Genomic DNA, 22585 nt, shown 5'->3' with positions numbered 1-22585 from the left:
TCGCCCATATGACGCGCAACGATCCCCCCCGCAGTCTCAGCCGTGCCCGCCTCGCAATCGAGGAAGTGGCGCCGACGGTCGATGGCGGCCGGTTCGCCGCCAAGACCGTTGCCGGATGGCCGACCCGGTTCGCCGCCGATATCCTGGCCGACGGGCACGAGGTGTTGGGCGCGGCTGTTATGGTGGCGCTGCCGGGCCAGAAGGCCATGACCGAGATCGCGCTCGCGCATGACGTGAACGATCGCTGGCGCGGGCGTCACGTCTTCGACCATCCGGGCCCGGCCAAGTTCAGCGTGATCGCCTGGCGCGACCTGTTCGGCACCTGGGCGCGCGACACCGGCAAGAAGATCGCGGCCGGCCAGTCCGTCGATGTCGAGATGATCGAGGGCCGCCAGATCCTGGCCGCCACCAAGGCCAAGGGGGCCGATCTGAAGGCGCTGAAGGATCTGCGCGCGGCTGCCGACGGCCCCGACGGCCAGGACGTGCTGATGCGCGACGACACGCGCGCCTTGATGAAACGGATCGGGCCGCGCGCGAACCTGACCCAGTCCGAGACCTTTCCGATCTGGATCGACCGCGAGGCGGCGGCCTTCTCGGCCTGGTACGAGCTGTTCCCGCGGTCCTGGGGCGAGGACGGGCGGCACGGCACCTTCCGCGACGTCGAGGGCAAGCTCGACTACGTCACCGACCTCGGCTTCGACACGCTGTATTTCCCCCCGATCCATCCGATCGGCCGCAAGAATCGCAAGGGCAAGAACAACACCCTGACCGCGGGGCCGGACGATGTCGGCTCGCCCTACGCCATCGGGTCCGCGGAAGGGGGCCACATGGCGGTGCATCCCGAACTGGGCACGCTGGACGATTTCGACCACCTGGTTGCGGCGGCGGCCGAGAAGGGCCTGGATGTCGCGCTGGACATCGCGCTCAACTCCTCGCCCGACCATCCCTGGCTCGAGGCGCATCCCGACTGGTTCGAATGGCGCCCCGACGGCAGCATCAAATACGCCGAGAACCCGCCCAAGAAATACGAGGATATCGTCAACTTCCGCTATTACCTGGACGACGGCAGCCCGAACCTGCCGTTCTGGCACGCCGTGCTGGAGATGTTCCTGTTCTGGGCCGACCACGGCGTGCTGTGCTTCCGGGTCGACAACCCGCACACCAAGCCTTTCCCGTTCTGGGAATGGCTGATCGCCGAGGTCCGCGCCGAACACCCCACCGCGGTCTTCCTATCGGAGGCGTTCACGCGTCCGAAGGTCATGAAGCGCCTGGCCAAGCTGGGCTACAACCAGAGCTACAGCTACTTCACCTGGCGCAACACCAAGGCCGAGCTGACCGAGTACCTGACGGAACTGACGACGACGGATTGTGCGGACTACATGCGCGTGAACTTCTTCGTCAACACGCCCGACATCAACCCGGTCCCGCTGCAGACCAGCGGGCGACCGGGCTTCCGCGCCCGCGCGGTCCTGGCAGCGGGGCTCGCCGGCAACTGGGGCCTCTATTCGGGGTTCGAGTTCTGCGAGGGCGCACCCATGCCCGGCAAGGAGGAATATCTCGATTCCGAGAAATACGAGCTGCGCCCGCGCGACCTCGACGCACCGGGCAACATCAAGGACGACATCCGCCTGATCAACCGCATCCGCCGCGAACATCCGGCCATGCGCGACATGCGCAACCTGCGCTTCGTGCCCGCCCATGACGATCGGGTGCTGTCCTGGCTGCGCCACGATGCGGAAACCGGCGACGCGGTGCTGTTCCACGTCCTGCTGGACCCGCATCAGGGCGCCGAGTTCGGCTTCGAAGTCCCCATGTGGGAGTTCGGCCTGCCCGCCGAGGCCTCGGTCGAGGTGCAGGACCTGATCCAGGGCAACAGCTTCACGTGGCATGGCCGCGACCACCGCCTGCGTCTCGACCCGCAGGACCGGCCCTACGCCATCTGGAAGCTGACGCCCCCGGGGGGCACGCGATGAACGCGCAGGCCGATATCGGCGAAGGCCGCGTGATCGACCGGCCGGACTGGTTCAAGGATGCGGTGATCTATCAATGCCACGTCAAGGCGTTCCAGGATTCCAACGGCGACGGCATCGGCGACTTTCGCGGCCTCACCGACCGGCTGGACCATGTCGAAAGCCTGGGCGCGACGGCGATCTGGCTGCTGCCGTTCTATCCCTCGCCGATGCGCGACGACGGCTACGACATCTCGGAATACGAGGCGATCAACCCGGCCTTCGGCACGATGGAGGATTTCCGCGCCTTCGTCGACGCGGCCCATGCCCGGGGCCTCAAGGTCATCACCGAACTGGTCATCAACCACACCAGCGACCAGCACCCCTGGTTCCAGCGCGCCCGCCGCGCGCCCAGGGGTAGCCCGGAGCGGGATTTCTACGTCTGGTCGGACGACGATTCGAAGTGGATGGACACCACCCGGATCATCTTCAACGACACCGAGACGTCGAACTGGACCTGGGATGCCGAGGCGGGACAGTTCTACTGGCACCGCTTCTTCGGCCATCAGCCAGACCTGAACTTCGACAACCCCGAGGTGATGAAGGCGATCCTGTCGGTCATGCATTTCTGGCTGGACATGGGCGTCGACGGCCTGCGGCTGGATGCCATCCCCTACCTCGTCGAGCGCGACGGCACCAACAACGAGAACCTGCCAGAGACGCATGACGTGCTGAAGGCGATCCGCGCCGACCTCGACGCGCATTACGAGGGCCGGATGCTGCTGGCCGAGGCGAACCAGTGGCCCGAGGACACGCGCCCGTATTTCGGCGAGGGCGACGAATGCCACATGGGCTTCCACTTCCCCCTGATGCCGCGGATGTACATGGCCGTGGCCCAGGAGGATCGCCACGCGATTACCGACATCATCCGCCAGACGCCCGAGATCCCCGAGGACTGCCAGTGGGGCATCTTTTTGCGCAACCATGACGAGCTGACGCTGGAGATGGTCACCGACCGGGAGCGGGACTACCTCTGGGATACCTACGCCTCGGACCGGCGGGCGCGCATCAATATGGGCATTCGCCGCCGGCTGGCGCCCCTGATGCAGAACGACCGTCGCAAGATCGAACTGCTGCATTCGCTGCTCCTGTCGATGCCGGGCACGCCGATCATGTATTACGGCGACGAGATCGGGATGGGCGACAACTACTACCTGGGCGACCGGGACGGGGTGCGCACGCCGATGCAATGGTCCGCCGACCGCAACGGCGGTTTCAGCCGCGCCAATCCGCAGCAGCTCTACCTGCCCGTGATCCAGGACCCGATCTACGGCTATGAGGGCGTGAACGTCGAGGCGCAGGCCGCCTCCCCGTCCTCGATGCTGAACTGGCTGCGCCGGATGGTGACGGTCCGCCACAAGCACGACGTGTTCGGGCGGGGCGAAATCGACCTGCTCTATCCCGCGAACCGCAAGGTGCTCGCCTATGTCCGCCGGACGCGCGGGGTCGAGCCCGGGGCCGAGGGTGACGACGCCGTCCTTTGCGTCGCCAACCTCAGCCGCGCGCCCCAGGCCGTCGAGATCGACCTGAGCCGCTGGGAGGGCCGCGTGCCGGTGGAGCTGGTCGGCCAGTCACCGTTCCCGCCGGTGGGCGAGCTGCCCTACATGCTGACGCTACCGGGTTACGGGTTTTTCTGGTTCCTGCTCTGCGCCGAGGAGGAGGCCCCGGCCTGGCATACGCCCTTCACCCCGACCTTGCCCGATTTCGTCACCATCACCACCCGCAACGGCCGCTTGTCGGGCGCGCTGGCCGGGCGCGAAGGCAAGCAATTCCAGGATCGGTCGCTGCCGGCCTATGTCGGGCTGCAGCGCTGGTTCGCCGGAAAGGGCCAAGGCATCCGCACCGCGCATCTGCGGCAACTGGGCGAGATGGGCGATGGGCAGCACCTGCTGGCGGTGGCCGAGGTCGAGACCGGCGGCGAGACGCAGAGCTACTTCCTGCCCCTCTCGGCGGTCTGGGACGAGGACGCGACCGCCATGTCGCCGCGCCTGCCGGCGACGCTGGCGCGGCTGAGGCGGGCGAACACGGTCGGCTCACTGATGGACGGTGCGTCCGACGAGGCGCTGGCCCAGGCCCTGCTCCGGGCGATGCGCGCGGGGCGCGACGTGCCCGGCGAGGGCGGCACGCTGGTGTTCGAGGGTGCGAACCTGCCCGACGATCCCGGCACGCCGCGACTGATGGGGGCCGAGCAGTCGAACGCCTCGATCGCGTTCGGCGACCGCATGGTGCTGAAGCTCTATCGCCGCCTGCGCCCCGGCCTGCAGCCCGATATCGAGGTCGGGCGTTTCCTGACCAACGAGACCGATTTCACCGCCACCCCTGCCCTTTTGGGCACGATCATCTGGCGTGCCGATGACGGGGTCGAAACGGTTCTCGCCGCCGCCTCCGATTTCGTCCGCAACCAGGGCGACGCCTGGGCCTTCGTGACCGAGGGGCTGGATCGCGAGATGGAGGCGCGCGAGGTCGGACACGGGGGGCGTGACGAGAATCCGCTGCGCGTCGGCGCGCTCGACCTCGGAACGCTTCTGGGGCAACGCACGGCCGAGATGCACCTCGCGCTCGGCTCCGGCGAAGGGGCGTTCGGGATTGACCCGCTGGACGCCGACAGCTTGCGCAACCTGGTGGCCGAGACCGAGGCCGAGGTCGCGCGGAGCCTCGACCGGCTAGCTCAGACGGATCTGGACGGCGAGGCCGCCCCGATCGCGCATGAGGTGCTGGCCCGGCGCGACGCCATCCTCGATCGGATCCGCAGCGTCGGCACGCGCGCACCTTCGGGGGGCGCCTGCCGGGTGCATGGCGATTATCACCTGGGGCAGGTCCTGGTGGCGCAGAACGATCTCGCCATCATCGATTTCGAGGGCGAGCCGTCGCGGTCCCTGGAGGAGCGGCAGGCCAAGTCCTCGCCACTGCGCGACGTGGCCGGCATGCTGCGCAGTTTCGATTACGCGCTCTGGTCGGCGCTCGACCGGCGGCTTCAGGCCGGGGCCGACCCGGAGCGGACGCTAGCGCAGGTGCGCGACTGGCGGGCCGCCACGTCGGGGGCCTTCCTGACCGCCTGGCGCGAGACGATGGGCCAGAACCCCCTGCGCCCCGACGACAGCGCGTTCGAGGATGCGCTTCTCGATCTCTACCTGCTGCGCAAATGCGCCTACGAGGTCGATTACGAGCGGGATTTCCGTCCCGCATGGATCGACGTCCCCTTGCGCGGGATGCTTCACGTTCTGGAGGAGACGGCATGAGCCGACCCGACGATCAAACCTGCGACGCGATCGTGCGCGGCCGCCTGTCCGACCCATTCGCCGTGCTGGGCCAGCACCCGGCAGACAAGGGCCGCGGCATCGCCGCCTTCGCGCCCGATGCGGGCACCGTCACGGTGACGGACCCCAAGGGCAAGCCCCTGGCCGAGATGGAGCGCATTCACCCGGAGGGCGTCTTCCACGCCACCTTCCCGCGCAAGCGCAAGGCGTTCGACTATCGCCTGAAATGCCGCGCGGGCGACCACGAGTGGACACGGCAAGATCCGTACCGGTTCGGCCCGGTTCTGGGCGACATGGACGAATACCTGATGGCCGAGGGACGGCACGAGGAGCTGTGGCAACGGCTCGGGGCGCATCCGACCGAGCATGAGGGTGTCGCCGGCACGGCCTTCGCCGTCTGGGCGCCGAACGCGCGCCGTGTCAGCGTCGTGGGTCATTTCAACGCCTGGGATGGGCGCCGGCATCCGATGCGGCGCCGATTGGGCGGCGGGCTGTGGGAGTTGTTCGTGCCCGACATGGGGGTGGGCGAGCTCTACAAGTTCGAGATCGTGGGTGTGCATGGCCAGACCCTGCCACTCAAGGCCGATCCGATGTCGTTCCGGCAGGAACCTGCGCCCGGCACCGGCTCCATCGTCACGGGGCCGATCGACCACGACTGGACCGACGGCGGCTGGACGGGGCGCGACCGGCCGCCCGCGCGGCAGGCCCCCATCTCCATCTACGAGGTGCATCTGGGGTCCTGGCGGCGCGGCGACGGCGACCGCGTCCTGCCCTATGCCGAGGTCGGGCCGATGCTGGCCGACTACGCCGAGGAGATGGGCTTCACCCATGTCGAGTTCCTGCCACTCTCGGAGCACCCCTACGCGCCGTCCTGGGGGTATCAGCCGATCGGCCTGTTCGCCCCCACGTCGCGCTTCGGCGGGCCGGGCGATTTCGCCGCGATGGTCGACCATCTGCACGGGCGCGGCATCGGCGTCATCATGGACTGGGTGCCGGCGCATTTCCCGTCCGACGAACACGGGCTGGCGCGGTTCGACGGCACCGCCCTCTACGAGCACGAGGACCCGCGGCTGGGCTTCCACAAGGACTGGAACACGCTGATCTACAATTTCGGCCGCAACGAGGTCGCGAACTTTCTGCGCGCCTCGGCGCTCTATTGGCTGAAGGAATTCCACGTCGACGCGCTGCGCGTCGATGCCGTCGCCTCGATGCTCTATCTCGACTATTCGCGCGATGCGGGCGAATGGATCCCGAACGAATTCGGCGGCCGCGAGAACCTCGACGCGATCCGCTTCCTGCGCGACACCAACATCCAGGTGGCCGAGCGCACCGACGGCCTGACCATCGCCGAGGAATCGACCGCCTTTCCGGGCGTGTCCCGCCCCGTCGACCAGGACGGGCTCGGCTTCGACTTCAAGTGGAACATGGGCTGGATGCACGACACGCTGCAATACATGTCCGAGGATCCGGTGAACCGCCGCTGGCACCACGACAAGATGACCTTCGGCCTGCACTATGCCTTCAGCGAGGATTTCGTCCTGCCGCTGAGCCATGACGAGGTCGTGCATGGCAAGGGCAGCCTCCTGGGCAAGATGCCCGGCGACACGTGGCAGCGTTTCGCGAACCTGCGCGCCTATCTGGGCTGGATGTGGACGCATCCGGGCAAGAAGCTCCTCTTCATGGGCGGCGAGTTCGGGCAGGAGCGGGAATGGTCGCATGACCGGAGCCTCGACTGGCACCTGCTGGACGATCCCAACCATGCCGGGCTGCAGCGCCTGGTGCGTGACCTGAACCGGGTCTATCGCGAGACCCCAGCGCTGCATGTCCGCGACTGCGATCCCGAGGGCTTCCGCTGGATCGACGGCGGAGACGCGGAGAACAACGTCTTCACCTTCCTGCGCGTCGGCATGGAGGGCGACCCGCCGGTCGCCGTCATCTGCAACATGGCCCCCGTCCGCCGCGATGACTTTCGCGTCGGACTGCCGGGCGACGGGCCCTGGCGCGAGGTGTTCAATTCCGATGCCGTCGATTATGGCGGAACCGGATCGGGCAACGGGGGTTCCGTCACGGCCAACGGCGCCGGCTGGCATGGCCAGCCCGTGTCGGCCAGCCTGACATTGCCGCCCCTGGCAACCCTGATCCTGACGCCCGACCCGAACACCGCATCCAGCTAGGCACATCATGTCCGCAAACGGCTATCGTCTTCTCCCCGGCACCGGGACGCGTCTTGGCGCGACCTGGGATGGGGCCGGCACCAATTTCGCGCTGTTCTCGGCCCATGCCGAGAAGGTGGAATTGTGCCTCTTCAACCCCTCGGGCCGGCGCGAGGTCGCGCGCATCCCGCTTCCTGAATACACCCATCAGGTCTGGCACGGCTATCTGCCCGACGTGCGCCCCGGGCAGCTCTATGGCTACCGCGTGCACGGGCCCTACGCGCCCGAGGCGGGGCACCGGTTCAACCCCAACAAGCTGCTGCTCGACCCGTATGCGCGGGCCCATTCGGGCGAGTTGCGGTGGCATGACAGCCTGTTCGGCTACAAGGTCGGGGCCAAGCGCGAGGATCTGAGCTTCGACCGCCGCGACAGTGCGTTCGTCATGCCGAAATGCGTGGTCGTGGCCGATGCGTCCAGCTGGGGCGCCGACCGCGCGCCGCGCACGCCCTGGGCAAGGACCGTCATCTACGAGGCGCATGTCGGTGGCCTGACCAACGGCGCCGACCATGTCGAGGAGCCCCTGCGCGGCACGTTCGAGGGCCTGGCCGAGCCGCAGACGATCCGACATCTGCAACGCCTCGGCGTGACCGCGATCGAGTTGCTGCCCGTCCACGACTTCCCCGACGATCGCCACCTGCTGGATCGCGGGCTGGTGAACTGGTGGGGCTACAATTCGATGGGCTTCTTCGCGCCGGCCACGCGCTATCTGACGCAACCGGCAGCGCTGGACGAGTTCCGCGTGATGGTCCGCCGCCTGCACGATGCCGGGATCGAGGTCCTGCTGGACGTGGTCTACAACCACACCGCCGAGGGCAACCAGATGGGGCCGACCCTATCGTTCCGCGGGATCGACAACGTCAGCTATTACCTGCTGGGCGACGATCCGCGCTACTACTACGACACGACCGGGACGGGGAACTCGCTCAACCTCGACAACCGGCGGGTGCTGCAATTCGTGATGGATTCGCTGCGCTACTGGGTCGAGGACTGCCATGTCGACGGCTTCCGCTTCGACCTTGCCTCCACCCTCGGACGGCGGCGCGACCAGTTCGACCCGCATGCGCCGTTCTTCGACGCCGTCCTGCAGGACCCCGTCCTGGCCCAGGTCAAGATGATTGCCGAGCCCTGGGACACCGGCAATGACGGCTATCAGGTCGGCAACTTCCCCCCCGGCTGGGCCGAATGGAACGACCAGTACCGCGACACCGTGCGCGCCTTCTGGAAGGGCGACGAGGGCCAGGCGCAGAAGTTGGCCGACAAGCTCCTGGGCAGTGCGTCGGTCTTCGAGCACGAGGGACGCCGCCCCTCGGCTTCGGTCAATTTCGTCACCGCGCATGATGGCTTCACGCTCGCCGATCTGGTCAGCTACAACGACAAGCACAATGCGGCCAACGGCGAGGACAACCGCGACGGCCATTCCCACAACGTCAGCTGGAACCACGGCGTCGAAGGGCCGACCGACGACCCCGACATCGTGACCCTGCGCGACCGGCAGCGCCGCAACCTGCTGGCCACCCTGTTGCTCAGCCATGGCACGCCGATGATCCTGATGGGCGACGAGCAGGGGCGCAGCCAGGGCGGCAACAACAACGCCTATTGCCAACCGGGCGAGATGAACTGGCTCGACTGGTCGAAGATGGACGACCCGTTCGCGGCCTTCCTGCGCGGGCTGATCGACGTGCGGCTGGACCGGCCGCTGCTGACGGCGGAACGCTATCTGCATGCCGACCCCGACAACCCCGAGGGGCGGCACGTCGTCTGGCACCGTCTGCAGGGCGACGAGATGCAGCCCGACGCCTGGGACGACCCGCAGCGCCGCGCCCTCGCCGTCAGCTATCACGGGCGGGAGGACCGCACGCTGCTGCTGGCGCTGAACGCGGGCGCAGAGGGGCGCGAGCTGGTCCTGCCGGACGGGTACTGGCGCCGCCTCGTCGACACGGCCGAAGGCTTCGCGATGACCCGGGGCGCGGCCGACATCCTGACCGGGACCGTGGCCATCGAGGGACGCGCCCTTCTGCTGCTGGAGGCCGAGGATGACGGATAAGGAGGCCCCGCTGCCGCAATGGGGCGCGGTGCCCGTCGAAGGCGGCACGCGGTTCCGCCTCTGGGCGCCGGGGGTTGCGACCGTCACGCTGTCATTGCCCGACGGCGACGTGGCGATGACGCCGGCGGGCGACGGCTGGTTCGAACGCATCGCCGACGCGCCACCGGGTACGCCATACCGCTTCCGCATGCCCGACGGGATGCAGGTGCCCGATCCGGCCTCGCGGCTGCAGGCGGGGGACGTCCATGGCGACAGCGTCGTGGCGGACGCGACCTACGACTGGGTCCACGACCACCCCGACCGGTCCTGGGCCGAGGCCGTGATCTACGAATGCCACATCGGGACCTTCACCGAAGACGGCACCTATCGCGCCGCCATCGACCGGCTGGACCATCTGGCCGACCTGGGCATCACCGTGCTGGAGATCCTGCCGGTGGCGCAGTTCGGCGGCGATCACGGCTGGGGCTATGACGGGGTCCTGCCCTATGCGCCGCACCCGGCCTACGGCACGCCCGACGACCTGCGCGCGCTGGTCGATGCGGCGCACGGGCGTGGCATGCTGGTCCTGCTGGACGTGGTCTACAACCATTTCGGGCCGGACGGAAATTACCTGAACGCCTATGCGCCCGACTTCTTCGACCCCGACCGGCACACGCCCTGGGGCGCGGCCATCGACTACACCCGCGATCCGGTCCGGCGCTTTTTTCTGGACAATGCGCTGATGTGGCTGCGCGACTATCGCTTCGACGGGTTGCGGCTGGATGCGATCGACCACATCCGCGACCCGTCCGACCCCGAACTGCTGGTGCAGCTCGCCCGCGAGGTCCGGACGCTGCCCCACTCCGTCCACCTGACGACCGAAGACAATCGCAACGTCACCCATCTGCACGAGGGGCCGAACGCCATGGCCGGCGAGTGGAACGACGATTGGCACAACGCGGCGCATGTCGTCCTGACCGGCGAGACCGAGGGCTACTACGACGCCTATGCCGACGCCCCCGTGCGGATGCTGGCGCAGGCGGCGGCGCAGGGGTTCACGACCAAGGGCGCCGGCGGGCAGGGCGTCGACAGCGCGCATCAGCCGCCCACGCGGTTCATCGATTTCCTGCAGAACCACGACCAGACCGGCAACCGCGCGCGGGGCGACCGGCTGACGACGTTGGCCCATCCGGATGCCTTGGCGGCCGCGCAGGCGCTTTTGCTGCTCCAGCCGCATATCCCGATGCTGTTTCAGGGTGAGGAGTGGGGCGAGACCCGACCCTTCCTGTTCTTCGCCGATTTCGACGGCGACCTCGCCCATGCCGTCACCCGCGGCCGCCGGAGCGAGTTCGAGGGGTTCAAGGGCTTCACCGCCAACGATGTCCCCGACCCGATCGCACGCGCGACGTTCGAGGCATCGAAGCTCGACTGGTCCGCACGCGACACCCCGGCCGGTCGCGATACGCTGGCGCGGATGCGCGACCTGCTGGCGCTGCGGGCTCGGGAAATTATACCCCATCTGGGCGACGCGCCGGGCCATTCGGGCACCGTCCAGCCCGCCCCCGAAGGCTGCGTCGCCGTCGATTGGGCACTGGACGGCGCGCGGCTGCGCATCCGGGCGAATTTCGGAAACGCAGTCTGGGAGAGGGCCGACCTCCCCGAAGGCGATCCGCTCCATCTGACCGGGGAGGAGATCGGCCACCCCCGAAGCTGCGCCGCCTGGATCGAACGATGACGCTTCGCGACCTGGCACGCCATCATGGGTTGACGCTGGCCTATGACGACCCGGATGGCGGGCGGCGCGCGGTGCCCGACGCGACGCTGCGGCTGATCCTGCGAGGGCTGGGGCAGGACCCGGACGTCCCGGCGACGGGTCCCGGCGCACCCCGGCGCATGACGGTGCCGCGCGACGCACGGTGCCACCTGCCCGACTCGCTTCGCGACGCGCCCGGCTGGGGCATCTTCTGTCAGCTCTACGAACTCCGCTCGGACCGGAACTGGGGCATCGGCGATTTCGCGGACCTGGCGCAACTGGCGCGCATCTGCGGCGCGGCGGGTGCGGACTTCCTCGGTATCAATCCGGTCCACACGCTGTTCACCGCGGCACCCGCGCGCTGTTCGCCGTTTTCGCCGTCGAACCGGCGGTTCCTGAACCCGCTCTACATTGCCCCGGATCTGCTGGGCTGCGAGCGGCCCGAACTGCCGCAAGGCGACCTCGTCGACTATCGCGCGGTAGCCGATGCCAAGCTGTCCGCCCTGCGCAGCCGGTTCGATGCCGAAGGCCCCGCAGCCAAGCCCGTCGACGAAGCCCTGTCTCTACACGCCTTGTTCGAGACAATTTCGACGCTGCATGGCGGCCGCGGCTGGACCGATTGGCCAGCGGACCTGCACGACCCGACGGGGTCCGCCGCCCAGGCGATCGCACGCGAACATGCGGACGATGTCGCCTTCCACGTCTGGTTGCAGCAGATCGCGCGGCGGCAGCTGTCGGCTGCGCAGGACGCCGCGCGGGACGCGGGCATGCGCATAGGCCTCTATCTCGATCTCGCGGTGGGCGAGGCGCAGGACGGATCGGCCACCTGGTCCGGCACCGCCGCCGCCCTGCCCCACCTCGATGTCGGCGCGCCCCCCGACATGTTCAGCGAGCAGGGTCAGAACTGGCATCTGGCCGCGCCCTCGCCCACAGCGCTGAAGACGCGGGATTTCGCGCCCTATCGCGACATGATCGCGGCACAGCTGCAGGATGCCGGCGCGCTGCGGATCGACCATGCCATGGCGCTCTGGCAACTGTTCCTCATCCCCTCGGGGCGACCGGCGGCCGAGGGGACGCATCTGCGCTTTCCCATGGCCGATATGCTGCGCGTCCTGGCCGAGGAGTCGCGGCGTGCGAACGCGGTCGTGATCGGCGAGGATCTGGGCTTCGTGCCCGACGGCTTTCGCGCGGCCATGCGCCGGGCCAACGTCCTGAGCTATCGGATCGTGTATTTCGAGCAGGACGCGAAGGGCTTCCACCCTGCCGACGGCTATCCACATCTGGCGCTGGCCTGCCTGTCGACGCATGACCTGCCCGTCCTTGCCAACTGGTGGCGCGGGGACGACATCGACCGCCGCGCCGCGCATGGCCTGGTGTCGGAGGACACCTCGGCCGAACACATGCGACACCGTGCGCGGGAGCGGCGCGACCTGATCGCGGCGCTCGGTGTCGATGCCGACCCCGGGGCGCCCGACCTGCCGGATGCCGTGCTCGACGCGGCCCATGTTCATATCGCGCGAACGCCCTGCCTTCTGGCCGGGGTCCGCCTGGCCGATCTTGTCGGACCCGAGGATCCCACCAACCTGCCCGGCGTCACCGATGCCTATCCGAACTGGCGACCGCGCAGCCCCGTGCCGATCGAGGCGATCGCCGATCACCCCACCTTCCAGCGCATCGCGGCCCTGATGCGCCAGCACCGCCCGAGGCCATGACATGGACCTGCCGACCGCGACCTATCGACTGCAACTGCGCAAGGGGATGGATTTCGCCCGTGCGCGCGATCTGGTGCCCTATCTTCAGGACCTCGGCATCTCGCATCTATACCTGAGCCCGGTCTTCACCGCGGCGCCCGGCTCGACCCACGGCTACGACGTCACCGACCCGAATGAAGTGGAGCCGCATCTCGGTGGCCTCGACGGTCTGCGGGCGCTCTCGGAGGGTTTGCGCGATCACGGGATGGGGCTGATCCTGGATATCGTCCCGAACCACATGGCCTTTACGGTCCACAATCCGTGGCTGCACGACGTGCTGCGCCGGGGCGGGAACAGTCCCTATCACGGGCATTTCGACATCGATTGGGCCGCCGGTCCGTTGCGGCTGCCCTGGCTGGGCGCACCCTTCGCCGATCTGGTCGAAGCCGGAGACGTGGAGGTTCGGGACGGTGCCATGCGGATCGGTGACCTCGCCGTGCCACTTGGACCGGTGCCGGACGGTGACCTGCACGCGATCCACGCCGCGCAGTGCTGGCGGCTGACCTCCTGGCGGACCGAGGCGGCGGCGATCACCCACAGGCGATTCTTCACCGTCACCGGCCTGATCGGCCTGCGGGTGGAAGACGGCCGCGTCTTCGACGATGTGCACCGCCTGACGTTGAAGCTGGTTCGCGAAGGGGTGGTGCAGGGGCTGCGGGTCGATCACGTCGACGGGCTAGCGGACCCAGCGGCCTATCTGGTGCGGCTGCGGGCGGAGGTTCCGGACACGCCGGTCTGGGTCGAGAAGATCCTGACGCGGGAGGAGACGCTGCAGGATTGGCCGGTCCAGGGCACGACCGGTTATGTCGCCGCGCGGGCGATCGCGCGCGCGCTGACCGATGCGCGGGGCGCGGCCCGACTGGCCGAGGATGCGCCCGATTTCCACGCCACGCTGATGGAGGCCAAGGACCAGATCGTCACCACGGAACTGCCGGCCGAATTGGAACGCCTGACCGATCTCGCCTTGGCGGCGGGACGGCGCGACGCGCGCGCGTCGGAATGGGGCCGCGCTGCGATGCGGGACGCGATTAGGCTCTATATCCGGGCATTTCCGCGATATCGAACCTATGCGACGGCTGACACCGTTAGCTCCGATGACCGCGAGTTGATCGCCGCAACGGCCGAGCGAGCGGCCGCCGCCCTGCCCCATCCGGGCGCCCTGCCGGACCTTGCACGGCTGCTGACGGCCCCGGACGGTGCCACTCTGCGCCTGCGAATGCAGCAGGTAACCGGCGCCGCGATCGCCAAGGCGCAGGAGGACACGTCCTTCTATCGCCACGTCGCGCTTCTGTCGGCCAACGAGGTCGGGGCCGAACCGGACGAGCCGGCGATGGAGGTGCCCGCGTTCCACGATGCCATGCGCCGACGGCAAGACCTGATGCCCGACGCGCTGACGCTGACCTCCAGCCACGACACCAAGCGGTCGGAGGACGCGCGCATGCGGATCGCCGCGCTGTCGCATGACCCCGGGTTGCGGGACGTTCTGATGTCGCTGACCGATCTTCCCCCGCCCTGGGGCTGGTACCTCGTCCAGTCCGCCTTCGCCGCGGCCCCGCAGGGCGATCTGGATGAACGTCTGCCCGCACATCTGGAAAAAGCCGTGCGCGAGGCCAAGCAGGACACCTTCTGGACCGCCCCGAACGCGGCGTTCGAGGACCGGATCGGCGCCGCCGCGCGGGCCGTGGCCGAACGGAGGCTGCCTGAGGCTCTGGCCCCTCTGATCGCGCGGGCAGAGCGGCTTTCGCTGGCGCAATGCGCGCTCAAGCTGACGATCCCGGGGATTCCCGATATCTATCAGGGGACCGAGGTCGGGAGCTTTCTGCTGACCGACCCCGACAACCGCCGACCCGTGGATTTCGCCCGGCTGGCCGACGCGCTGGACGGGGACGCCGACCTGTCGCCCTTCGACCGCGCCAAGCTGTCGCTGACGCGGACCGTCCTGAGGCTGCGTCGGGACCGGCCGGAACTGTGTCGTGCGCGCTATGATCCGCTTGACGCCGCGGAGGGCGTGCTGGCCTTCCGGCGCGGGGCACTGGCGGTGAGGGTCACCGTCACAGGGGCGGATCTGGAGGCCGATGCGGGTGCCCTGTGGCCGCCGCGCGACTTCGGGCCGCAACCTGTCCGCCTGACGCTGGACGCGGGATAAGCGCCGTCAGGTGACGACGCGCAGGGTCAGGTTGATCCGCCCCGGCGCACCCAGCAATGTCGAGGTGCCGACGGCGATCCGGTCGACGCCGTGATAGCGCAGGCGCGCGTCGCCCGCCATCACCAGTACGTCGCCGGAGCGGAGCCACAAGCTCTCGGTCGAACCGCCGCGGGTCTGGTTGCCGATGCGGAACAGCGCGTCATCACCCAGCGAGATCGAGACGACGGGCTGGGTGAGATCGGCCTCGTCGCGATCCTGATGCAGACCCATGCGCGCCGCCGGGTCGTACCAATTGACGAGGCAGCATTCGGGGTCACGCGCTTCGGGCACCACCTCGCGCCAGACGGACAGGATGCGGTCGGGGATCGCGGGCCAGGCACCCCCCGCCGGATGCCGTTCGTCGTAGCGATAGCCCCCGCGGTCGGTCACCCAACCGAGGCGCCCGGCCCCGGTCATGCGAACGGACATCGGCTTGCCGCGCGGCGTGACCGGCACGAAGAGCGGAGCGGCGCGGATCACGCGGCGGACGTCCTCGACGATCGCGGCCTGCATGTCGGCGTCCAGCAATCCGTCGAACAGGCGGAACCCGCGGATTTCACGCGGATGCAGTTCGTTCAATTTGTGCCCCTTCACGTCCTTGCGAGGTCAAAACCCCCTCCTTATATACCCTGCGAACCGCGGGCCGGGACCCTTCGGCACGGTCCGTATTCAATTCGGGATGAGGACCGGAGTGCCGACACGGGCTTCGGGACGAGCAAATCGCCAAGAGAGGACCATTCGAAATGGCAAAAGTCATCGGTATCGACCTCGGGACCACGAACTCCTGCGTCGCAATCATGGACGGGTCGCAGCCCCGCGTGATCGAGAACGCGGAGGGCGCGCGCACGACGCCGTCGATCGTCGGTTACACCGAGAACGAACGTCTTGTCGGCCAACCCGCCAAGCGGCAGGCCGTCACCAACCCCGAGAACACCGTCTTCGGTGTCAAGCGCCTGATCGGCCGTCGCTTCAACGACGAGCATCTGGCCAAGGACAAGAAGAACCTCCCCTTCAACGTCGTGTCCGGCGGGAACGGCGACGCCTGGGTCGAGGTTCGCGGTGAGCAATATTCGCCCGCGCAGGTCTCCGCGCTGATCCTACAGAAGATGAAGGAAACCGCCGAGAGCTATCTGGGCGAGGAGGTGACGCAGGCCGTCATCACCGTTCCGGCGTATTTCAACGACGCCCAGCGTCAGGCCACCAAGGACGCGGGCAAGATCGCGGGCCTCGAGGTGCTGCGCATCATCAACGAGCCGACGGCGGCCGCGCTGGCCTACGGGCTCGACAAGAAGGAAACGCGCACGATCGCGGTCTACGACCTCGGCGGCGGCACCTTCGACGTGACCATCCTGGAGATCGACGACGGCCTGTTCGAGGTAAAATCCACGAATGGCGACACGTTCCTGGGCGGCGAAGACTTCGACATGCGCATCGTGAACTACCTCGCCGAGGAGTTCAAAAAGGAGCATGGCACCGACCTGACGCAGGACAAGATGGCCCTGCAGCGCCTGAAGGAAGCCGCCGAGAAGGCCAAGATCGAGCTGTCGTCGAGCCAGCAGACCGAGATCAATCAGCCCTTCATCTCGATGGGCTCGAACGGTCAGCCGCTGCACATGGTCATGAAGCTGACCCGTGCCAAGCTGGAATCGCTGGTGGGCGATCTGATCAAGGCGTCGCTGAAGCCCTGCCAGGCCGCGTTGAAGGATGCCGGCATCTCGAAGGACGAGATCGACGAGGTTGTCCTGGTCGGCGGCATGACCCGCATGCCCAAGGTCGTCGAGGAAGTGACCAAGTTCTTCGGCAAGGAGCCGCACAAGGGCGTGAACCCCGACGAGGTCGTGGCCCTTGGCGCCGCGATCCAGGCGGGCGTGCTGCAGGGTGATGTTAAGGACGTGGTCCTGCTCGACGTGACGCCGCTGTCGCTGGGGATCGAGACGCTGGGCGGCGTGTTCACCCGCCTGATCGACCGCAACACCACGATCCCGACGAAGAAGTCCCAGGTCTTCTCGACCGCCGAGGACAACCAGAACGCCGTGACGATCCGGGTCTTCCAGGGCGAGCGCGAGATGGCGGCCGACAACAAGATGCTCGGTCAGTTCAACCTCGAGGATATTCCGCCCGCGCCCCGCGGCCTGCCGCAGATCGAGGTGACCTTCGACATCGACGCCAACGGCATCGTGTCGGTCGGCGCCAAGGACAAGGCGACTGGCAAGGAGCAGCAGATCACGATCCAGGCGTCGGGTGGCCTGTCGGACGAGGACATCGAACAGATGGTCAAGGACGCCGAGGCCAACGCCGAAGCCGACAAGGGCCGTCGCGAACTGGTCGAGGCGCGCAACCAGGCCGAGAGCCTCATCCATTCCACGAAGAAGTCGCTGGAGGAGCATGGCGACAAGGTCGACCCGTCCACCGTCGAGGCGATCGAGTTCGCGGTCACCGCGCTCGAGGAGTCGATGGACAGCGAGGATGCCGGCAAGATCAAATCCGCGATCCAGAACGTCCAGGAGGCCGCGATGCGCCTTGGCGAGGCCATCTATAAGGCACAGGCCGCGTCCGAGGAGGGCGAGACCGAGGAGACCCCCGAGGCGCAACAGGGAACCGGCGAGGACGACGAGATCCTGGATGCCGATTTCGAGGATCTGGATGACGACCAGAAGCGGGCCTGATCCTTTCCGGGTCGAATGACAGCAGAGACCGGCCCGACATCCGGGCCGGTCTTTTCGTTGGAGAATAATGATGGCGAAACGTGACTACTACGAGACCCTGGGCGTCTCGAAGGGCGCCAGCACGGAAGAGATTAAGAAGGCCTACCGCCGCAAGGCGAAGGAGCTGCACCCTGATCGGAACGCCGACAATCCGAACGCCGAGGCGCAGTTCAAGGAAGCGAACGAGGCCTATGACGTCCTGAAGGACGCCGAGAGGAAGGCTGCCTACGACCGCTTCGGCCACGCCGCGTTCGATGGCGGCATGGGCGGCGGCGGGCCGCGGCGACCCGGCGCGGGGCCGCAGGGGCAGGGGGACTTCGCCTCCGCCTTCTCGGATGTGTTCGAGGATCTGTTCGGCGATTTCATGGGCGGCCAGCCCGGACGCGGCGGCGGCCGGGCCCGAGCGACCCGTGGATCGGACCTGCGCTACAACATGCGCATCACGCTGGAGGAGGCCTTTGCCGGCCAGCAGAAGACGATCACCGTGCCCACGGCCGTGCAATGCACCAAATGCGAAGGTCGCGGCACCGAGGGCGCCAGCGAACCGGCCACCTGTCCGACCTGTTCGGGCATGGGCAAGGTCCGTGCGCAGCAAGGCTTCTTCACGGTCGAGCGGACCTGCCCGACCTGTTCCGGCGCCGGCCAGATCATCAAGAATCCCTGCAATGTCTGCGGTGGCGTCGGCCGCGTCGAGAAGGAACGCCAGCTTTCGGTGAACATTCCCGCGGGGGTCGAAACCGGCACGCGGATCCGCCTGTCCGGAGAGGGCGAGGCCGGCCTGCGCGGCGGGCCGACCGGCGACCTTTATATCTTCATCGAGGTCGAGGATCACCCGTTGTTCCAGCGCGATGGCGTGAACCTCTACTGCGCCGTTCCGGTTTCGATGACCGCCGCGGCGCTGGGCGGCGAGGTGGAGGTGCCGTCGATCGACGGTGGCCGGTCGCGCGTGAAGGTGCCCGCCGGGTCGCAGACCGGGCGGCAGATGCGCCTTCGCGGCAAGGGCATGCCGGCCCTTCGCGGGGGCGGCGTGGGCGACATGATGATCGAGCTTGCCATCGAGACGCCGGTCAACCTGACCTCGCGCCAGAAGGAGCTGCTGCGGGAGTTCGAGCGGATCGATGCCGACAACAATCCGCAGGGCGACAGCTTCTTCCGCAAGGTCAAGGGGTTCTGGGACGGGATGACGCAGTAGCGCACCATCCCGACCACCGCCGTTTCAAGGGCCGTCCCGATACCGGGGCGGCCCTTCGACATTTGTCTACCGATCGCGCGGGGCGACGCCGGCGAAGAACCGGATCATCTCGGCCGTCGCGTCCGGGCCCTTCGGGTCGGTATAGCTGCCGGCGGGGTGACCACCCGACCAGGCATGGCCCAACCCGTCGATTTCCCACATCTCGGACGGGGCGGACTGGCCCGGCCGGATGCCGCTGCGGATCGTGGTCCGGCGCCCAGCGATGATTTCGCGACGCTCCTGCCGGTCGGAGGCCGGACCGAGATTCAAGAGCGCCCCGGCATTGGCGGGGGTCACCGTCCGGTCGGCCGCACCATGGAATACGATGGCCGGCACGGCGAGCGCCCGTCGCCCCGGTGCGCCGTTCTGCATCGCCGCGAAGGCACTGCCGACATCCTGGGCGCTGCCGGGGGCCAGACCGGAATGGATCGCGACCGAGGTCACGATATCCGGGTAGAACGCCCCCAGCAGCGCCGCCATCGCGCCCCCCGCCGACAAGCCGGCCACGTGAACCGCCCTCGGCCCCAGGCCCGAAAGGACCTCTTCGATGACGGTCACGATGGCCGCGGCCTCGCCCGTTCGGCCCTGATGGGCGGGTTCGAACCAGTTCCAGCAGGCATTGACGTTCGCCGCTCGCGTCTGCTCCGGCCAGATGACATGCGCGCCGATCGCCCCGGCCGCATGGGTCATCCCCGTGCCGGCCGCGAAATCCTCGGGGGTTTGCGTGCATCCGTGAAGCATGACCAGAAGCGGCGCGCGCGGGTCGGGGGCCGAGGGGGCGGAGAGCCGATAGGGCAGCGGACCTTGTCGCCGCGCCCAGGTCGTGCCGGCCGGATGTCCGGTAGCGGTCGCGCGGGGCTTGCGAGCCGGTTTGGTCCGTGTCGCCTTGCCGCGTGCCGACATGCCGGGGCTTGGGATCGGACACGCGCGCGGCGTGACGTCCTTCATGTCGGGTTCCGGTCGCATCTCGGGTCCGCCGGTGCCCAAGTTACGCTGGATACGCTGTGTGGCTTCACCCAGGCGGCCAGTCCGGACCAGGTTCAGGATCTCGCTCATATCGCTCATGGGACGCTCCGGCTTCTGGCCGGGATCATCCCGGCCTTTCCTCCAGACTATGCTGCACTGCAGCAATTACAAGTGCAGATGCAGCAATGCCTTGGGTCACCCGCCGACGCGGCAAGCCGCGAGAAGCGCCATGTTCAATATATCGGAGGCGCGGGACCCGGTCGACGCGATCTGCACCGGGCGGTCGATGCCCGTCAGGATCGGGCCGATCACCGTTGCGCCGGCCATCTCCTGCATCAGCTTGACGGAGATGCTGGCCGAATGGCGGGCTGGAACGACGAGCACGTTCGCAGGCCCCGTCAGCCGCGAGAACGGATAATTCGCCGCCACGTCGGGGTTCAGCGCAACGTCGACCGTCATCTCGCCCTCGTACTCAAAATTCGCGCCCCGTTCCTCCAGCACGCGGGGGGCAAGATGCATCTTGGTCGCGCGCTCGCTCACCGGATAGCCGAAAGTCGAGAAGCTGACGAAGGCGACGCGCGGCTCCATCCCGAAGCCGCGGGCGACGCGGGCGCCGGCCTCGGCGATGGTGGCCAGATCCTCCTCCTCGGGCCATTCGTGGACCAGCGTGTCCCCGATCAGCACGATGCGCCCGCGATGCAGCAGCGCGGTGATGCCCACCGCATCCGGGTTGTCGCGAATGTCGAAGACGTGGTCCAGGAGGCGGATCGCATGGGCCGACTTGCGCGTGGCCCCGGTGACAAGGCCGTCGCCGTGATCGTGGGCCAGCATCAGCGCGGCGAAGACATGCCGGTCGCGGCTTGCCATGCGGTGGACATCCTGCGCGTCGAATCCCTGCCGCTGCAGACGCTCGTAGAGAAAGGTCTTGTAGGTCGAGAGGTGGCGCGTGTTGGCGGCGTTCACGATCTCCAGCTCGCGCACGGCGTCGCCGATCCCGGCGGTGGCCAGCTTGGCGCGCACGTCATCCTCGCGCCCGACGACAAGCGCCTTGCCATAGCCGTTGCGCTGATAGGCGACGGCGGCGCGTAGCACGCGGGGGTCGTCGCCCTCGGCGAAGATCATGGTGGCCTGGGCCTGGCGTGCGCGGGCGCTGATGCCTTGGACGATGCTGGCCGTCGGATCCATCCGCGCGGCCAGGGCATGGGTATAGCCCTCCATGTCGACGATCGGGCGACGCGCGACGCCGGTTTCCATCCCGGCGCGGGCGACGGCGGGCGGGATGACATGGATCAGCCGCGGGTCGAAGGGCGTCGGGATGATGTAGTCGCGCCCGAAGCTGAGCTTTCGGCCATAGGCCATCGCCACCTCGTCGGGGACGTCCTCGCGGGCGAGGGCGGCCAGCGCCTCGGCGCAGGCGATCTTCATCTCGTCGTTGATCGCGCGTGCATGGATGTCGAGCGCGCCGCGGAACAGGTACGGAAAGCCCAGCACGTTGTTCACCTGGTTGGGGTAATCCGACCGCCCGGTGGCCACGATGGCATCGGGGCGGACCTCATGCGCCTCCTCGGGCGTGATCTCGGGGTCGGGGTTGGCCATGGCGAAGATCACGGGGTTCTCGGCCATGTTCGTGACCATTTCGGCGGTGACGGCGCCCTTGGCCGACACGCCCAGGAAGACATCCGCCCCCTTCATCGCCTCATCCAGCGTGCGTAGGTCGGACTTGACGGCATGGGCCGATTTCCACTGGTTCATGCCTTCGGTCCGGCCCTGCCAGATGACGCCCTTGGTGTCGCACATGATGCAGTTCTCGTGCCGGGCCCCCATCGACTTGAGCAGTTCCAGGCAGGCGATGCCCGCGGCACCGGCGCCGTTCAGAACGATGCGCACATCTTCGATCCGCTTGCCCGAGATGTGCAGCGCATTGATCAGCCCGGCGGCACAGATCACCGCCGTCCCATGCTGGTCGTCATGGAAGACGGGGATGTCCATCTCCTCCTTCAGGCGGCTTTCGATGATGAAGCATTCGGGCGCCTTGATGTCCTCCAGGTTGATGCCACCGAAGCTCGGCCCCATCAGGCGGACGGCCTGGACGAAGGCGTCCGGGTCCTCCGTATCCAGTTCGATATCGATGGAGTTCACGTCGGCGAAGCGCTTGAACAGCACCGCCTTGCCCTCCATCACCGGCTTCGAGGCCAGCGCGCCGAGATTGCCCAGCCCCAGCACCGCCGTCCCGTTGGAGATGACGGCCACCAGGTTGCCCTTGGTGGTGTAGTCGTAGGCCGTGGCCGGATCGGCGGCGATCGCCTCGCAGGGGACCGCCACGCCGGGCGAATAGGCGAGGCTCAGGTCGCGCTGCGTGGTCATCGCGGTCGACGCGTTGATGTCCAGCTTCCCGGGCCGCGGCTCCAGGTGATAGGCCAATGCCTCGGCATCGGTGATCTTGGTGCGTCCTGCCATTGCGTCCTCCCGTTTGGGATGGTGTAGCGAAGGCG

General features: G+C 68.0%; 12 protein-coding genes. 9 read left to right on the top strand and 3 right to left on the bottom strand.

From position 1 onward, the window contains the following. Nucleotides 1-8 precede the first annotated feature (8 nt). From MWU52_RS12960 to treY, 7 genes are read left to right on the top strand one after another with little or no spacing between them, the layout of a single operon-like run. Nucleotides 9-1973: an alpha-1,4-glucan--maltose-1-phosphate maltosyltransferase gene (locus MWU52_RS12960; RefSeq protein WP_246952665.1), complete on the top strand. Its 1965-nt coding sequence runs from the start codon at nucleotides 9-11 to the stop codon at nucleotides 1971-1973. Then, complete coding sequence (gene treS, locus MWU52_RS12955) at nucleotides 1970-5248, top strand: maltose alpha-D-glucosyltransferase (RefSeq protein ID WP_246952663.1); 3279 nt, start codon at nucleotides 1970-1972, stop codon at nucleotides 5246-5248. The genes MWU52_RS12960 and treS overlap by 4 nt, the downstream gene beginning before the upstream one ends. Next, nucleotides 5245-7440 (top strand): 1,4-alpha-glucan branching protein GlgB, encoded by a 2196-nt coding sequence (gene glgB / locus MWU52_RS12950; RefSeq protein ID WP_246952661.1) that lies wholly within the window; start codon nucleotides 5245-5247, stop codon nucleotides 7438-7440. Before treS ends, glgB begins: the two co-directional genes overlap by 4 nt. A 7-nt stretch (nucleotides 7441-7447) precedes the next feature. Continuing rightward, nucleotides 7448-9523 carry a glycogen debranching protein GlgX gene (gene glgX, locus MWU52_RS12945; RefSeq protein WP_246952659.1) on the top strand — a complete coding sequence of 692 codons (2076 nt, stop codon included), beginning with the start codon at nucleotides 7448-7450 and terminating at the stop codon, nucleotides 9521-9523. After that, nucleotides 9513-11237, top strand: a complete 1725-nt coding sequence (gene treZ, locus MWU52_RS12940) for a malto-oligosyltrehalose trehalohydrolase (RefSeq protein ID WP_246952657.1) — start codon at nucleotides 9513-9515, stop codon at nucleotides 11235-11237. Before glgX ends, treZ begins: the two co-directional genes overlap by 11 nt. Further along, nucleotides 11234-12967, top strand: a complete 1734-nt coding sequence (gene malQ, locus MWU52_RS12935) for a 4-alpha-glucanotransferase (protein WP_246952655.1) — start codon at nucleotides 11234-11236, stop codon at nucleotides 12965-12967. Before treZ ends, malQ begins: the two co-directional genes overlap by 4 nt. Before the next feature lies 1 nt (nucleotide 12968). Beyond that, nucleotides 12969-15152, top strand: coding sequence for a malto-oligosyltrehalose synthase (treY, locus tag MWU52_RS12930; protein WP_246952653.1), 2184 nt, complete (start codon nucleotides 12969-12971; stop codon nucleotides 15150-15152). A 6-nt stretch (nucleotides 15153-15158) separates the two neighbouring features. On the opposite strand, the gene MWU52_RS12925 is transcribed toward treY, so the two are convergent. Next, nucleotides 15159-15770 carry an alpha-ketoglutarate-dependent dioxygenase AlkB gene (locus tag MWU52_RS12925; protein WP_281493960.1) on the bottom strand — a complete coding sequence of 204 codons (612 nt, stop codon included), beginning with the start codon at nucleotides 15768-15770 and terminating at the stop codon, nucleotides 15159-15161. Nucleotides 15771-15934: 164 nt separating this feature from the next. Here MWU52_RS12925 and dnaK point away from each other — a divergent pair, with 164 nt between their 5' ends. Then, entirely contained in the window at nucleotides 15935-17857 is a 1923-nt protein-coding gene (gene dnaK, locus MWU52_RS12920; protein ID WP_246952651.1) for a molecular chaperone DnaK, read from the top strand. 70 nt (nucleotides 17858-17927) lie between these two features. Continuing rightward, entirely contained in the window at nucleotides 17928-19088 is a 1161-nt protein-coding gene (gene dnaJ, locus MWU52_RS12915) for a molecular chaperone DnaJ (protein WP_246952649.1), read from the top strand. Between the two features lie 66 nt (nucleotides 19089-19154). Here the strand turns inward: dnaJ and MWU52_RS12910 are convergent, their stop codons facing one another. Both MWU52_RS12910 and MWU52_RS12905 read right to left on the bottom strand, forming a co-directional pair. Further along, complete coding sequence (locus tag MWU52_RS12910) at nucleotides 19155-20192, bottom strand: PHB depolymerase family esterase (protein ID WP_246952646.1); 1038 nt, start codon at nucleotides 20190-20192, stop codon at nucleotides 19155-19157. Nucleotides 20193-20288: 96 nt separating this feature from the next. After that, on the bottom strand, nucleotides 20289-22550 hold the full coding sequence (locus MWU52_RS12905; RefSeq protein ID WP_246952644.1) for an NADP-dependent malic enzyme: 2262 nt from the start codon (nucleotides 22548-22550) through the stop codon (nucleotides 20289-20291). Nucleotides 22551-22585: the final 35 nt, after the last annotated feature.

Origin of the sequence: Jannaschia sp. S6380, from assembly GCF_023015695.1 — a bacterium.
In the GTDB taxonomy this organism is placed as follows: Bacteria; Pseudomonadota; Alphaproteobacteria; order Rhodobacterales; family Rhodobacteraceae; genus Jannaschia.
This window is presented reverse-complemented; position numbering and strand designations above follow the sequence as displayed.

Excerpts from the sequence above, each read along its gene's own strand:
- MWU52_RS12960 (WP_246952665.1), top strand. The coding sequence starts at position 9 with ATGACGCGCAACGATCCCCCCCGCAGTCTCAGCCGTGCCCGCCTCGCA.
- glgX (WP_246952659.1), top strand. The coding sequence starts at position 7,448 with ATGTCCGCAAACGGCTATCGTCTTCTCCCCGGCACCGGGACGCGTCTT.
- malQ (WP_246952655.1), top strand. The coding sequence starts at position 11,234 with ATGACGCTTCGCGACCTGGCACGCCATCATGGGTTGACGCTGGCCTAT.
- treY (WP_246952653.1), top strand. The coding sequence starts at position 12,969 with ATGGACCTGCCGACCGCGACCTATCGACTGCAACTGCGCAAGGGGATG.
- treZ (WP_246952657.1), top strand. The coding sequence starts at position 9,513 with ATGACGGATAAGGAGGCCCCGCTGCCGCAATGGGGCGCGGTGCCCGTC.
- MWU52_RS12905 (WP_246952644.1), bottom strand. The coding sequence starts at position 22,550 with ATGGCAGGACGCACCAAGATCACCGATGCCGAGGCATTGGCCTATCAC.
- glgB (WP_246952661.1), top strand. The coding sequence starts at position 5,245 with ATGAGCCGACCCGACGATCAAACCTGCGACGCGATCGTGCGCGGCCGC.
- MWU52_RS12910 (WP_246952646.1), bottom strand. The coding sequence starts at position 20,192 with ATGAGCGATATGAGCGAGATCCTGAACCTGGTCCGGACTGGCCGCCTG.
- dnaJ (WP_246952649.1), top strand. The coding sequence starts at position 17,928 with ATGGCGAAACGTGACTACTACGAGACCCTGGGCGTCTCGAAGGGCGCC.
- dnaK (WP_246952651.1), top strand. The coding sequence starts at position 15,935 with ATGGCAAAAGTCATCGGTATCGACCTCGGGACCACGAACTCCTGCGTC.
- treS (WP_246952663.1), top strand. The coding sequence starts at position 1,970 with ATGAACGCGCAGGCCGATATCGGCGAAGGCCGCGTGATCGACCGGCCG.